Source organism: Sagittula sp. (assembly GCF_052825245.1).
On record NZ_JBRBWD010000006.1, the window covers coordinates 17,202 to 31,846 of the forward strand.

The following is a 14,645-nucleotide window of genomic DNA, read 5'->3' on the forward strand; positions in this document are numbered from 1 at the left end:
CTTTACGGGCGCCCCGACTGGTGCCCCGGCGGGCACCAGCGGCCCACCCTCCAAGCCGCGGCCCGTGACCAAGCGGCTCAGGTGACGACGCGCAGGGTCAGGTTCAGCCGTCCGCCGTCGGGGAACAGCGTGGAAGTGCCGGGGCGCAGGCGGTCGATGCCGTGGAACGCGCGGCGGGACGGGCCGGTGAGCAGCACGAGGTCGCCCGACGCCAGCCGGACGGAGCGCGTGGGATCGCGGCGGCTTTCCCCGCCCATGCGGAAAAGCGCGTCGTCGCCCAGCGAGACCGAGAGCACCGGGCAGTCGTAGTCCTGTTCGTCCACGTCCTGATGCAGCCCCATGCGGGCGTCTTCGGCGTACCAGTTGATCAGGCAGCATTCCGGCGGGCGCGGGCTTTTGGCGTAGGTGTTCCAGAGCGCCATGATGCTGTCGGGGATCGCGGGCCAGGCCGTGCCGTTGGGGTGGGTTTCCTCGTAGCGGTAGCCCTTCGTGTCACTGATCCAGCCGAACCGGCCGGCCGCGCTCATCCGCACCGACATTGGCCCGCGGCGGGTGCGCGGGCGGAAAAGCGGGGCCTGTTCCAGCACCTTGCGGACGTCGGCCACCACCCGTTCCTGGGCGGCGCGGTCGAGGGCCGCGGGGAAAATCTCGAAACCTTGGCGGGAAATACGCTCCATGCGTCACATCTGGCGCCTTGAAAACGATCTGCCAAGGATTTGTCGCGTAATGAACGTCCCGGAAGGCCCGAATCCACGCAAATTGGCCCCTCGCGGACGCTTGGCAAAGGTGGAGGGCCTCCTTATATACCCTCCGAACGCGCTGGCGGGGCCACCGCCCGCGTCAACCGATGCGGGGCGCGGATGCCGAAACGGGTCCATGGCCTCGCGGTATCGCCTGAACTTGAAAAAGGGATCGAAAACATGGGTAAGGTAATTGGCATCGACCTCGGGACCACCAACTCCTGCGTCGCCATCATGGATGGCAGCCAGGCCCGGGTGATCGAGAATGCCGAAGGCGCGCGCACGACGCCTTCGATCGTTGGTTTCACCGAAGACGAGCGGCTGGTTGGCCAGCCCGCGAAGCGTCAGGCGGTGACGAACCCGGAAAACACCGTCTTTGCCGTGAAGCGCCTGATCGGCCGTCGCACCACCGACGCCGAGGTGACGAAGGACAAGGACATCGTTCCGTACAAGATCGTCGACGGCGGCAACGGCGACGCATGGGTCGAGATTCGCGGCGAGAAATACTCGCCGTCGCAGATCTCTGCCTACACGCTGCAGAAGATGAAAGAGACCGCCGAGTCCTACCTTGGCGAGGAAGTCACGCAGGCGGTCATCACCGTTCCGGCGTACTTCAACGACGCCCAGCGTCAGGCCACGAAGGACGCGGGCAAGATTGCCGGTCTCGAAGTGCTGCGGATCATCAACGAGCCGACGGCAGCCGCACTGGCCTACGGTCTGGACAAGAAGGACGCCAAGACGATCGCGGTCTATGACCTCGGCGGCGGCACCTTCGACGTGACCATCCTCGAGATCGACGACGGCCTGTTCGAAGTGAAATCCACCAACGGCGACACGTTCCTCGGCGGTGAAGACTTCGACATGCGGATCGTCAACTACCTCGCGGACGAGTTCAAGAAGGAGCACTCCGTCGACCTTCGCAAGGACAAGATGGCGCTCCAGCGTCTGAAGGAAGCGGCCGAGAAGGCGAAGATCGAGCTTTCGAGCGCGACCCAGACCGAGATCAACCAGCCGTTCATCTCGATGGGCTCCGGCGGTACGCCGCTGCACCTCGTGATGAAGCTGACCCGTGCGAAGCTGGAAAGCCTCGTCGGCGATCTCATCAAGGCGTCGATCAAGCCCTGCCAGGCGGCCCTGAAGGACGCAGGCCTGACCACCTCCGACATCGACGAAGTCGTTCTGGTCGGCGGTCAGACCCGCATGCCGAAGGTCATCGAAGAGGTGACCAAGTTCTTCGGCAAGGAGCCGCACAAGGGTGTGAACCCGGACGAAGTCGTCGCGATGGGCGCCGCCATCCAGGCTGGTGTTCTGCAGGGTGACGTGAAGGACGTGGTCCTTCTGGACGTGACCCCGCTGTCGCTGGGCATCGAGACACTGGGTGGCGTGTTCACCCGCCTGATCGACCGCAACACGACGATCCCGACGAAGAAGTCCCAGGTCTTCTCGACCGCCGAGGACAACCAGAACGCCGTGACGATCCGCGTGTTCCAGGGTGAACGCGAGATGGCTGCCGACAACAAGATGCTCGGCCAGTTCAACCTCGAGGACATCCCGCCGGCACCGCGCGGCATGCCGCAGATCGAAGTGACCTTCGACATCGACGCCAACGGCATCGTGTCGGTTGGGGCCAAGGACAAGGGCACCAACAAGGAACAGAAGATCACGATCCAGGCGTCTGGCGGTCTGTCGGACGACGACATCGAACGGATGGTCCGCGAAGCCGAGGAGAACGCCGAAGGCGACAAGGCCCGCAAGGAGCTTGTCGAGGCGAAGAACCAGGCGGAAAGCCTCATCCACTCGACCGAGAAGTCGATCGAGGAGCATGGCGACAAGGTCGATCCGTCGACCATCGAAGCCATCGAGCTGGCGGTTGCCGCGCTGAAGGACGACCTGGAGAAGAACGACGTCACGGCTGACAAGCTGAAGTCGGGCATCCAGAACGTGACCGAAGCGGCGATGCGTCTCGGCGAGGCGATCTACAAGGCGCAGGCCGAAGGCGGCAACGACGACGCGGACATGGGTGGCGACAGCCGCAACTCCGCGTCGGACGACGACAACATCGTCGATGCCGACTTCGAGGATCTGGACGACAACAAGCGGGCCTGAGGCACGCGCCCGGAAACTCAGAAGGGGCCGGTCCGGATGCCGGGCCGGCCCTTTCGTTCTGACCGAGGGTCAGATTGTTCGGGCCGAGAGGAGGACTTGAATGTCCAAGCGTGACTATTACGACGTGCTCGGGGTCAAAAAGGGCGCCTCTGCGGAAGAGCTGAAGAAGGCCTACCGGGCCAAGGCGAAGGAGCTGCACCCGGACCGCAACAAGGACAACCCTGACTGCGAAGCACTCTTCAAGGAAGTGAACGAAGCCTACGACGTCCTGAAGGACGCCGAGAAGAAGGCGGCTTATGACCGTTTCGGCCACGCGGCCTTTGACGGCGGCATGGGCGGCGGTCCGCGTCCCGGTGGCGGTGCCCACGGCAACGCGGATTTCGCCAGCGCCTTTTCGGACGTGTTCGACGATCTGTTCGGCGACTTCATGGGCGGCCGCCAGGGTGGACGGCAGCGGGCGGCGCGCGGCGCCGACCTGCGCTACAACCTGCGGATCAGCCTTGAGGATGCCTTCAACGGCATGGCCAAGACGATCAACGTGCCGACCTCCGTCCAGTGCGGTGTCTGCAACGGCACCGGCTCCGAGGGCGGATCGGAACCCACCACCTGCCCGACCTGTTCGGGCATGGGCAAGGTGCGCGCGACGCAAGGGTTCTTCACGGTCGAGCGGACCTGTCCGACCTGTTCGGGCATGGGGCAGATCGTCAAGAACCCCTGTGGCAAGTGCCACGGTGCGGGCCGTGTCCAGAAGGACCGGGCGCTGTCGGTCAACATCCCGGCCGGGGTGGAGACGGGCACGCGCATCCGGCTGGCCGGCGAAGGCGAGGCGGGGATGCGGGGTGGCCCTCCGGGCGACCTTTACATCTTCATCGAGGTGGAGCCGCACAAGATCTTCGAGCGTGAGGGCACGGAACTGCACTGTCGCGTTCCGGTGTCGATCACTGCGGCAGCACTTGGCGGCGACATCGAGGTGCCGACCATCGACGGCGGCCGCTCGCGCGTGAAGATCCCTGCCGGATCGCAGTCCGGTCGGCAGATGCGTCTGCGCGGCAAGGGGATGCCTGCCCTCCGGGGCGGTCTGGCCGGTGACATGTTCATCGAGCTTGCGGTGGAGACACCCGTCAACCTGACCGCGCGCCAGAAGGAACTGCTGAAGGAATTCGACGAGCTGTCCGAGGACAACAACCCGGAAAGCTCCAGCTTCTTCAGTTCGGTCAAGAACTTCTGGGATTCGATGAAGGGGTGAGGCCCCGCGGGCTGCTCCGGCCAAGCGGCCGGGGTCCTGTGACATCTTCGGGGCGGGGCGGATCATCTGTCCCGCCCTTTGTCTTGAGGGGCGGTCTTGCCGGAAAATTGCCGACAGGAGAGACACTTGGAACGATTTCAACCGACCCGGGGTTCACCCTAGAGTCATTTACCGAGTCATTGGGGAGCGGCGCACAGGATGTTCGACTGGATCACGAGCCTTATCGACGGCATGGGCGCGTTCGGCGTCGCCCTGCTGATGTTCCTCGAGAACGTCTTCCCGCCGATCCCCTCGGAACTGATCATGCCGCTGGCCGGGTTCAACGCCGCGCGGGGCGACATGTCGTTGTGGCTGGTGATCGTGTCCGGCAGCATCGGGTCGCTTGCGGGGGCCTATCTCTGGTACTGGATGGCGCGCAAGATCGGTTTCGACCGGGTGTGCAGCCTGTCGCACAAGCACGGCCGCTGGCTGTCGATCTCTCCGGACGAGCTGGACCGGGCGAACGGCTGGTTCGACCGGCACAAGGGCAGCGCCGTGCTGATCGGGCGCCTGATCCCGACCGTGCGGACGCTGATCTCGGTTCCCGCCGGGGTGCGTAGGATGCACCGGGGCAAGTTCCTCGCCTACAGCGCGGTCGGCACCTTCGCATGGACCACGGCGCTGACGATGGCGGGGTACTGGCTGGAAAGCGGTTACGACGTCGTGTCGGCATGGCTCGACCCGGTGTCGACGGCTGTCGTCGTCGGGCTGGTGGCGATCTACGTCTGGCGCGTGGCCACCTACAACCGCCGCAATCCGCAGGAAGCCTCCGGCAAGGTCGAGGAAACGAGTTAACCACTTGTTCACGGCGCGCGGTGCAGGCTGGCAGCATGACCCGCGCGCGATCCTTCTCCGACTCACAGGCGGCGCTCTTCGATCACGAGGAGGCGCCCTTGGCCGCACTGGCACCGGCGGAGAAGCTGCCGTCCTACATCAAGGATCACCGCGCCCGGCTGAGGGAACGCTTTCTGTCCGGGGGGGCGGATGCCCTGCCGGATTACGAGATGCTCGAACTGGTGCTCTTCCGGGCGATCCCCCGCCGCGACGTGAAACCGCTGGCGCGGCAGTTGCTGGAGGTCTTCGGCGATTTCAACGGCGTCCTGTCGGCCCCCGCCGCCCGGCTGGCAGAGGTCAGCGGCGTGGGGGAGGCGGTGGTCTGCGAGCTGAAGATCGTGGAGGCGGCGGCCCATCGGCTGGCCCGGTCCCGGGTGATGCAGAAGCAGGTTCTGTCCAGCTGGGACGCCCTGCTGGCCTATTGCCAGACCGCCATGGCGCACGGCGAGATCGAGCAGTTCCGGGTGCTCTACCTCGACCGCAAGAACGTGCTGATCGCGGATGAGCGGCAGGCGCGCGGGACGGTGGATCACGTCCCGGTCTACCCGCGCGAGGTGGTCAAGCGGGCGCTGGAACTGAACGCCTCGGCGCTGATCCTCGTGCACAACCATCCATCGGGTGACCCGACGCCCTCGTCGGCGGACATCGAGATGACGGCGCAGATACAGGCGGCGGCGGAGGTGCTGGGCATCGTGCTGCACGACCACCTGGTGATCGGCAAATCACGGGAGCTGAGCTTCCGGTCGGAGGGGCTGCTTTAGGCCGCGTCAGGGCGTCACTTCACCCAGACTTCCACACGCCGGTTCACCTGCCGCCCCCAGGAGGTGTCGTCGCAGGCCATGGGCATCGCCTCTCCGAAGGCATCGAGGGCCAGTTCCACGCGACTGAGGTCGGCGGTTTCGGCGGTGACCTCGACGGCGGCCTTGACCGCCTCGGCGCGGCGGCGGGCGATGGTCAGGTTGGCATCCGCAGGCCCGGCCCCGTCGGAGAAGCCGACAAACAGCAGCTTGCGCCCGTCGTAACGCCCGGCCTCCAGATCGTGCGCCAGTTGCAGCACGTTGGAGCGGGACTGCGCATCCAGCCGGGAAGAGCCGGTCTCGAACCGGAAGGAGGTCGTCAGGCGGCGCATGGGCACCAGCGTGCCGGTCAGGCGCTTGAGGGTGGTCAGGCCGCCCTCTCCCTGCGCGGTGAGGATGGCGTTGGACAGCCGGTCGCCCTGCAGGTCGGCGCTGATCTCCTCGGCGGCCTGATCGACGAAACCGGCGCGGCGAATGACGATCTGGGCCTGCGGGCTGCGGGTGAAGCGCAGGAAGTCGCGCGCCAGCGCCGGCAGCCGCCGGGCAGGCACGTAGAGGAAGGCCGGGGCGGTCAGCGGATAGTCCTCGGTCTTTACGGCGCGGCGCGCTGCACGCATCTGGAAGCCGCAAGGCCCCGTGAGGTCCAGCGCCTTGGCGTTGCCGATGTCGGAGAAGCTGGCCAGCCCGATGCCGAAGGGATCGCGCGTCACCGCCGTCGCCAGGGCCGTGTTGGAGCGGTGCCGCCGCGCGGGGCCGAGCGTTGCGCGGGCGGGCTTCAATAAGCGGTCCTCGATGCCCTGCGCGAGGCCGGAGGCCTCGTCGCGCATGTGCACGGTGATCGGCGCGTCGGGGCCGCCGAAAGCCTGCCAGTTCGACTGGCTGCCGGAGAGGATGGCCACGAGATCGGACATGGACAGCGAGTCGACCGGGTTGCCCGGCGCGACGATCGGCACCACCGCGTCGAGGGCCAGGACCGTCGAGCGGGTGGACAGCGTCAGGTCGCCCAGCCCCGCCTCGCGCGCGCGGCGCGCCTCTTCCCGGCGGATTTCGCGCAGGGCCATGACGATGTCGGCGTCGTCCGCCAGAAGGTCGGCAAAGCCTTCGTCGGTGTTGGAGACGTGGACGTGGAATCGCCCCACCGTCTTGCCGGTGTCGTCGCTGGTCAGGTCGTAGCGGAAATGGGTGTCGTCGACCTTTGTCCGCTCTGCCGACATGGCGTTGCGCAGGGCAAAAGCCTCGATAAGGGCGGGCAGGAGGACCCGCCCGATGGTGGCGGAGCCGGAGACCTCGATCTCGGCCACGTAGTCGACAAGGGAGGGACAGCCGATGCCGGTGCAGCTGACGCCGGAGCCGTCCACCGTCAGCACGCCGAACTGGGTGTCGATGCGGTAGAATTCGCCGTCGAAGCCCAGGAGGTTGCCGCTCAGCTCGATGGAGCCGTCGCGGGACCGCAGCACGATGTCCTGTGCAAACGCCGAAGCGACCTGCATGAAAAGGAAAAGTGCGGCGAAAACCGCCGCACGTCTGATCGTCATGAAGGTCCTCGTCAGGCTTGTCGTTACCTCGCGGCGATTGTCAGGTCTTCGACGAGGTTTTTCAACACAAGAAAGTCACCGGCGCTTGTGCAGTCTGGCATGTCGAGCGTCAGGTTGCGGGTCCGCAGCTTGGCGTCGCCCCGCAGTTCGAGGGTTTGCGCCTCAACCGGCTGGTTGCAGTTGGTTGCGGTGATCTCTGCCTCGACGGTCAGGTGCACGTCGCCGCTGCGCTGAGCGGTGCCGGTCGGGAAGGAATAGACCTCTGCCCGCAGGGCATCGGGGGCATCGGAATGGCCGAGCACCGTCATGAAACCGCCGTTGCCCTTTGCGGCAGAGCCGAGGTCGCCTGCCGCGCCGGACCAGATGTGGCCGGGGCCGAAGTAGTCCTCGGTGAATTCGCGGGCGTGCAGGCCAAGACCGGCATCGCCTTTCCACTGCACCACGACGCGGTCGTAGAACGGCAGGGAAGACACCTCGGTCATCGCGGTGGCGCCGTCGCCGGAGGCGAAGCTGGCGATGAAGAGGGCGTTTTCCGCCAGCGCCGGAACGGTCACGTTCAGGGTGCCGTCAGCGTCGGTCACGTCGGTGAACATCATGCCGTGGTGGTGCAGGGTCACGCGCTCCGACGCGTTGCAGGGGGCGGAGAGCGTGAGGTCGACCATCGCGCCGGCGGTCGCAGCGGCTGTCATGGAGATGTCGCAGGACGCCACGGGGGCCGGTTCCCGCGAGGGGGCGGGGAGGGTTTCCATGTCGCGGTCATTGGCGGCGGCCAGGGTGATCACGGCCTCCTCTTCAACCTCGGGCTCGGGGGCACGGGGTGCCATCGCCGGGATTCCGGTCATGGCACCGGGCATCGCGGCAACAGCGGGGGCGGCGACAAGCGTCACGGGGGCCGGGCTGGTGGTGCCCATGTCCTCGGCCAGCGGGGAGCGCGCGGCGCCGATGTTGCCGGAGGAGGTGGGCGTCACGCCGGTCACGGCGACCTGCTGCCCGGTGGGGGCCAGCGCCTGCTGTTGGCCGGGCAGGGCCACGCCGTACTGCATGATGTAGCCGATCCCCAGCGCACAACACAGGGTGACGCCGCCAAGCACGAGGCTCTTCTTGTGGTTTTTCGTCAGTTCCAGCAGCTTGGACATTCCTTGGCTCCTGTCCTTTAGGGTCGGGGACGAAAATCGCTCGGAAACGTGGCCATCGTTGGGCTGCAAGGCGGACAGATCGCGGCGTTTCGCCTATTTGGCGAAAAAATTAAGGAATTGTCACGGGATAATGCAAGAAACGAAGGGGTGCCCGTGGGTCACGGACACCCCTTTCTTAACCATTTGCGACTCGGGTCAGGTCAGGCTGCCGTGGCAGTGCTTGAACTTCTTGCCCGAACCGCAGGGGCACGGATCGTTGCGGCCGGGATTGCCCCAGGTCGTCGGATCGGTCTCGTCGAACGCGGGCGCCGCGCCATCGGGGGCGGTGGCGTTCTCGTCCGGCAGGGCCGCCTGGGTGGAGGCCGCGTCGGCACGGGCCTTGAGCGCGCGCTGCATCGCCTCCTGCTGCTGGCGCAGCTCCTGCATCATCTTCTGGCGCTCTTCCTCGGTCATCGGGCGGACCTGCGCGAGCTGTTCGGTCACCGTCTCCCGCAGGCTTTCCAGCAGGTTCTGGAAAAGCTGGAAGGCCTCGGTCTTGTACTCGTTCAGCGGGTCGCGCTGTGCGTAGCCGCGGAAGCCCACGACGGAACGCAGGTGTTCCAGCGTCAGAAGGTGCTCGCGCCACTTCTTGTCGATGGTCTGCAGCAGGACCTGCTTCTCGATGGAGCGCATGGTCTCCGGTCCGAAGGCTTCCTGCTTCTCGGCCATGATCTTGTCGGACTCGTCGCGCAGCCGTTCGGCGATCACGTCCTGGTCGACGCCGTCCTCGTCGCCCCATGCCATCACCGGAGCATCGACGCCCAGCTTCTCGATGCAGGCGGCGTAAAGGCCCTGCATGTTCCACTGGTCGGCGTAGGTCTTTGGCGGGCAGTAGGTATCCACCAGCTCGTCGATGATGTCGTGGCGCATGTCGGTCACGATCTCCGACAGGTCTTTCGCCTCCATGATCTCGCGCCGCTGGGCAAAGATCACCTTCCGCTGGTCGTTCTGCACGTCGTCGAACTTCAGCAGCTGCTTGCGGATGTCGAAGTTGCGGCCCTCGACCTTCGCCTGCGCGCGTTCGAGCGACTTGTTCACCCAGGGGTGCACGATCGCCTCGCCTTCCTTCATGCCGAGCTTGCCCAGCACGTTGTCGAGACGGTCGGAGCCGAAGATCCGCATCAGGTCGTCTTCGAGCGAGAGATAGAAGGAGGAGCGGCCCGGGTCGCCCTGACGGCCCGAACGGCCGCGGAGCTGGTTGTCGATCCGCCGGCTTTCGTGGCGCTCCGTCGCCAGCACGAAGAGACCGCCTGCTTCCTTCACGGCGCCTTCGTCGGCGGCATGGGCCTGCTCGATCTCGGCGCGGATCTCGTCGGGGTTGCGGTCCGGGTGGGCGGCGATGGCTTCCATCACCTTGAACTCGACGTTGCCGCCCAGCTTGATGTCGGTGCCGCGCCCCGCCATGTTCGTCGCGATGGTCACCGCACCCAGCTTGCCGGCATCGGCGACGATCTGCGCCTCCTGCTCGTGCTGGCGGGCGTTCAGGACATTGTGCTTCAGCCCGACTTCCTGAAGCATGCGGCTCAGCATTTCGGACTTCTCGATGGAGGTGGTGCCGACGAGAACCGGCTGGCCCTTCTTGTGCGCCTCGCCGATCTCCTCGACGATGGCGGCGTACTTCTCGCGCGCGGTGCGGAACACCTTGTCGTCGTCGTCAATGCGGGCGATCGGGCGGTTGGTCGGGACCTCGACGACGCCCAGGCCGTAGATTTCCATGAATTCGTCGGCCTCGGTCACGGCCGTACCGGTCATGCCGCCCAGCTTGTCGTAAAGACGGAAGTAATTCTGGAAGGTGACCGACGCCAGCGTGACGTTCTCAGGCTTGATTTCCAGCCCTTCCTTGGCCTCGATGGCCTGGTGCAGGCCGTCCGACAGGCGGCGTCCGGCCATCATGCGGCCGGTGAACTCGTCGATCAGCACGACCTCGCCGTCGCGGACGATATAGTCCTTGTCCTTCTGGAACAGCTTGTGCGCCCGGATCGCCTGGTTGACGTGGTGCACGACGGTCGTGGATTCCGGATCGTAGAGCGTCTGCCCCTCAGGCAGAAGGCCGCGGGCGTGCAGGTGCTCTTCGAGGTACTCGTTGCCTTCGTCGGTGAAGGTCACGTTGCGGGTCTTCTCGTCGACCTCGTAATGCTCTTCCACCAGTTCCGGGATCAGCTTGTCGACGGAGATGTAAAGCTCGGACCGGTCCTCGGAGGGGCCGGAGATGATCAGCGGCGTCCGCGCCTCGTCGATCAGGATGGAGTCCACCTCGTCGACGATGGCGTAATAGTGGTCGCGCTGGTGGATCTGGTTCAGCTCCGACTTCATGTTGTCGCGGAGGTAGTCGAAGCCCAGCTCGTTGTTCGTCGCGTAGGTGATGTCGCAGGCGTAGGCCTGGGCCTTCTCGTCCTCGGGCTGGCGCGGATAGACCGTGCCGCAGGTCATGCCGAGCGCGTTGTAGACCTTCGACATCCATTCGGCGTCGCGCGTGGCGAGGTAGTCGTTCACCGTGACGATGTGCACGCCGCGCCCGGTCAGCGCGTTCAGGTAGGCCGGGAAGGTGGCGACCAGCGTCTTGCCCTCGCCGGTCTTCATCTCGGAGATGTTGCCCTGGTGCAGGAAGATCCCGCCCATCAGCTGCACGTCGAAGGCGCGCAGGCCAAGCGCCCGCCTCGCGGCCTCGCGGCAGTTGGCGAAGGCTTCCGGAAGGATGTGGTCAAGGCTTTCGCCCTTCGCCACACGTTCCTTGAATTCGGCGGTTTTCGCGATCAGGCCGGCGTCGTCGAGCTTCTCGAACTCGGGCTCCAGCGCGTTGATCTTTTCCACCAGCGGGCGGGTGGTCTTGATCTTGCGGTCGTTCGGCGTTCCGAACACCTTGCGCGCGATTTTTCCCAACATGCCTGGTTACCTGTTCCCGGTTTCGTGTGCGGCATCTGCTTGCCCGCCTCGTACCGAGCCCATATGACAGGCCAGGAGACCGGCCACGCAGGGCCCTTGCGGCATGTAGTCGGCAGGCCGGAAAGTGTCAACGCCGCCCGCTATCACGGGACAGGCATCAGGAGGACGGTATGTCTAAAACCACGCAAGGTCGGGTCACTCTCACGCTCAGCACGGCGCTGCTTGCGCTGACGCTGGCGATGCCCGCGGCGGCGGAAAGCGCTGGACAGGGACAGGAAACCACGACCGAAGGCCACTCGATGGATGCGACCGGGCAGGGCTCCGGCATGATGGCCGAAGGCGCGGCCGCTGAAGAGCCGGCCGAGGAGGCCGCCCCGTTCACCGCCGAAGACCTCGGGCGGGTCGTGGCGACGGTGGGCGGCACCGACATCACCGTTGGTCACATGATGGTCGCCAAGGCCAGCCTGCCGCAGCAGTACCAGCAGATCCCCGACGCCCAGCTCTGGGACGGCCTGCTGCAGCAACTGATCCAGCAGGAGGTCCTCTCGCAGTCCAAAGACGCCGAGGAGACCGACCTCGTCCGGCTGTCGATGGAGAACGAGCGCCGCTCGCTGCTGGCGGCTGTGGCGATCACCACCGTGGCAGACCGCGCCGTGACCGAGGAAGAGGTGCTTGCGATCTACCAGCGCGACTACGTCGATGTTGAGCAGGGCAAGGAATACAACGCCTCGCACATCCTTCTGGAAACCAAGGAGGCAGCCGAAGAGGTCCTGGCCGAGGTCAAGGGCGGTGCCGACTTCGCCACCGTCGCGCGCGAGAAGTCGACCGGCCCCTCCGGCCCCAACGGCGGCTCGCTGGGCTGGTTCGGCGCCGGCATGATGGTGGAGCCCTTCCAGGTCGCGGTTGAATCGCTCGCCCCCGGCGACGTCACCGGCCCGGTGGAGACCCAGTTCGGCTGGCACGTCATCAAGTTGAACGAGACGCGGACCCAGGAAGCGCCGGAGCTCGAGACGGTGCGCGCGGAAATCGTGCAGCAGATCCAGCAGGATAAGGTAGAAGAACACATCGACTCGCTGATGCGGCAGATGGACGTCACCCGGATGCCGCAGGGCACCGTCGATCCGTCGATCCTGTCCGAGACGCAGCTTCTGGAGAACTGAGAATGCCGCCGAAGTCCCCGCTTGCCCCGGAAACCTTTCCGGACCTTCCCGTCATCGCGGGCGTGCGCCTGTCTGCCGTTGCGGCAGGGGTGAAATACAAGAACCGCACCGACGTGATGCTGGCCGTGCTCGATCCGGGCTCGGTCGTGGCGGGGGTCTTCACCCGCTCGGCGACGCGCTCCGCCCCGGTCCTCGACTGCCAGGCCAAGCTGGCGGGCGAGGGCGGTGAAGGTGCTGCGATCCTCGTGAACTCCGGCAACTCCAACGCCTTCACGGGCCGGGCCGGCGACGGCTCGGTCGCGGCCATCTGCGCGGCAGTCTCCGCCGCCACCGGCCTCCCGGCGGAACGCGTCTTTACCGCCTCGACCGGCGTGATCGGCGTCCCGCTGCCGCATGACCGCATCATCGCGAAGCTCGACGAAGCGGTCTCCGCCCTCTCGGCAGAGGGCATCTCCGACGCGGCGGCGGCCATCATGACCACCGACACCTTCCCCAAGGGCGCTTCTGCCGAGGTTTCGGTGGGCGGCAAGACCGTGAAGATCGCCGGGATCGCCAAGGGCTCCGGCATGATCGCGCCCGACATGGCGACCATGCTGGTCTACATGTTCACCGATGCGAAGATCGGCCGCGCCGACCTGCAGAAAATCGTGTCTGAGGCCAACGCCCGCACCTTCAACAACATCACCGTGGACAGCGACACCTCCACCTCCGACTCCCTTATCATGGGGGCCACGGGGGCATCTGGCGTCGATGTGACCGGCAATGCCGACTTCGCTGCGGCGGTGGAGGACGTGATGCGCGACCTCGCCCACCAGGTGGTCCGCGACGGCGAGGGCGCCACCAAGTTCGTGACCGTCACCGTGACGGGCGCGGCCACCGATGCCGACGCCCGCACACATGCCCTGTCCATCGCCAACTCGCCGCTGGTCAAGACCGCCATCGCAGGTGAGGATCCGAACTGGGGCCGCATCGTGATGGCCGTGGGCAAGTCCGGCGCCGCCGCGGACCGCGACCGGCTGACCATCCGCTTCGGCGATGTGCTTGTCGCGGAAAAGGGCTGGGTCGCCGAAAGCTATGCCGAGGAACAAGGTGCGGCGGTGATGAAGCAGGCAGAGATCCCGATCAATGTGGACATCGGTCTGGGCACCGGCACCGCCACCGTCTGGACCTGCGACCTGACCCACGGCTACATCACCATCAACGCCGATTACCGCTCGTAATCCACCGAACCGGCGCCCGCTCCTTCATCTTGGCCGAAATACCTCGGACTCGTGGGGGGCTGGCCCCCCACGAGCCTGCGCCAAAGGGAGCGCCGCCCATGAAGATCGTCCTCGTTTCCGCCGTAGCCCTCATCGATCCCGACGGGCGCGTGCTGCTCGCACAGCGCCCTGAGGGCAAGTCGATGGCCGGCCTCTGGGAATTTCCCGGCGGCAAGGTCGAACCCGGCGAAACGCCGGAGGCTGCCCTGATCCGCGAACTTCAGGAGGAACTGGGGATCGAGACCTGGGACAGCTGCCTTGCGCCGCTGACCTTCGCCTCTCACACCTATGAGACATTCCACCTGCTGATGCCGCTGTTCGCCTGCCGGAAATGGAAGGGCGTGGTGCAGGGCAAGGAGAACCAGGCGCTGAAGTGGGTGCGGGCGCAGCAGCTCAAGGATTACCCCATGCCACCGGCCGATATCCCGCTGATTCCGATTCTCCGCGACTGGTTGTAAGGTTCCGGTTTGTCCACAGGTTAAGGTGGATTTTCGGTATGAAAGTTGAAAAATTCACCTAATCGTTTCCTGCGTGCACAATAAACCCGCGGAAACGTGTCATTTCTGTGACTTTAGAAGATAGTAATTTTGTCCGGTTACGGTATATTCGGCTGGGTCATCTGTGTCTGGGAGGATTTGACATGCTGAAGACGATCACGATCGGAAACTACATTTCCGTCCAGGGTATGCTTGAACAGCAACTGCCCGACGGTCGGATGTCGGTACGCGTAGGTAACACGGTCTACACGGGACACCCCGTGATGGGCAAAGCCGCCGCCTGACGACGGCTTGGTGACAGCGCCCTTCGGGGCGGTTTTATGCGATTGGCGAAAAGGCTCCCGTTTGTTCGGGGGCCTTTCGTTCTTTCAGGC

12 protein-coding genes are annotated in these 14,645 nt (G+C 65.6%); 8 read left to right on the forward strand and 4 right to left on the reverse strand.

Annotated features, from left to right (window positions below; genetic code table 11):
• Positions 1 to 77: 77 nt before the first annotated feature.
• Positions 78 to 677 (reverse strand): alpha-ketoglutarate-dependent dioxygenase AlkB family protein, encoded by a 600-nt coding sequence (locus tag ACU0DV_RS00815; RefSeq protein WP_446242344.1) that lies wholly within the window; start codon positions 675 to 677, stop codon positions 78 to 80.
• 243 nt (positions 678 to 920) lie between these two features.
• Here ACU0DV_RS00815 and dnaK point away from each other — a divergent pair, with 243 nt between their 5' ends.
• From dnaK to radC, 4 genes are all read left to right on the forward strand, one after another.
• Complete coding sequence (gene dnaK / locus ACU0DV_RS00820) at positions 921 to 2,846, forward strand: molecular chaperone DnaK (RefSeq protein WP_100928881.1); 1,926 nt, start codon at positions 921 to 923, stop codon at positions 2,844 to 2,846.
• Positions 2,847 to 2,946: 100 nt separating this feature from the next.
• Positions 2,947 to 4,092 (forward strand): molecular chaperone DnaJ, encoded by a 1,146-nt coding sequence (gene dnaJ / locus ACU0DV_RS00825; protein ID WP_100928882.1) that lies wholly within the window; start codon positions 2,947 to 2,949, stop codon positions 4,090 to 4,092.
• Positions 4,093 to 4,290: 198 nt separating this feature from the next.
• On the forward strand, positions 4,291 to 4,926 hold the full coding sequence (locus ACU0DV_RS00830) for a DedA family protein (protein ID WP_446242343.1): 636 nt from the start codon (positions 4,291 to 4,293) through the stop codon (positions 4,924 to 4,926).
• Positions 4,927 to 4,961: 35 nt separating this feature from the next.
• Positions 4,962 to 5,726, forward strand: a complete 765-nt coding sequence (radC, locus tag ACU0DV_RS00835; protein WP_370313202.1) for a RadC family protein — start codon at positions 4,962 to 4,964, stop codon at positions 5,724 to 5,726.
• Positions 5,727 to 5,740: 14 nt separating this feature from the next.
• Here radC and ACU0DV_RS00840 read toward each other — a convergent pair whose 3' ends face one another.
• The 3 genes from ACU0DV_RS00840 to secA form a co-directional block, all read right to left on the reverse strand.
• Positions 5,741 to 7,297, reverse strand: a complete 1,557-nt coding sequence (locus tag ACU0DV_RS00840; protein WP_370313201.1) for a substrate-binding domain-containing protein — start codon at positions 7,295 to 7,297, stop codon at positions 5,741 to 5,743.
• Between the two features lie 23 nt (positions 7,298 to 7,320).
• On the reverse strand, positions 7,321 to 8,433 hold the full coding sequence (locus ACU0DV_RS00845; RefSeq protein WP_446242342.1) for a translocase: 1,113 nt from the start codon (positions 8,431 to 8,433) through the stop codon (positions 7,321 to 7,323).
• A gap of 195 nt (positions 8,434 to 8,628) precedes the next feature.
• Complete coding sequence (gene secA, locus ACU0DV_RS00850) at positions 8,629 to 11,355, reverse strand: preprotein translocase subunit SecA (RefSeq protein ID WP_283981873.1); 2,727 nt, start codon at positions 11,353 to 11,355, stop codon at positions 8,629 to 8,631.
• A 170-nt stretch (positions 11,356 to 11,525) separates the two neighbouring features.
• On the opposite strand from secA, the gene ACU0DV_RS00855 reads away from it, so the two are divergent.
• The 4 genes from ACU0DV_RS00855 to ACU0DV_RS00870 all read left to right on the forward strand — a co-directional run bounded on the left by ACU0DV_RS00855 (position 11,526) and on the right by ACU0DV_RS00870 (position 14,555).
• Positions 11,526 to 12,515: a peptidylprolyl isomerase gene (locus ACU0DV_RS00855; protein WP_283981874.1), complete on the forward strand. Its 990-nt coding sequence runs from the start codon at positions 11,526 to 11,528 to the stop codon at positions 12,513 to 12,515.
• Positions 12,516 to 12,517: 2 nt separating this feature from the next.
• Positions 12,518 to 13,735: a bifunctional glutamate N-acetyltransferase/amino-acid acetyltransferase ArgJ gene (gene argJ, locus ACU0DV_RS00860; protein ID WP_100928889.1), complete on the forward strand. Its 1,218-nt coding sequence runs from the start codon at positions 12,518 to 12,520 to the stop codon at positions 13,733 to 13,735.
• A 98-nt stretch (positions 13,736 to 13,833) separates the two neighbouring features.
• On the forward strand, positions 13,834 to 14,232 hold the full coding sequence (gene mutT, locus ACU0DV_RS00865) for an 8-oxo-dGTP diphosphatase MutT (RefSeq protein ID WP_100928890.1): 399 nt from the start codon (positions 13,834 to 13,836) through the stop codon (positions 14,230 to 14,232).
• Positions 14,233 to 14,414: 182 nt separating this feature from the next.
• Complete coding sequence (locus ACU0DV_RS00870; RefSeq protein ID WP_198521699.1) at positions 14,415 to 14,555, forward strand: hypothetical protein; 141 nt, start codon at positions 14,415 to 14,417, stop codon at positions 14,553 to 14,555.
• Positions 14,556 to 14,645 lie beyond the last annotated feature (90 nt).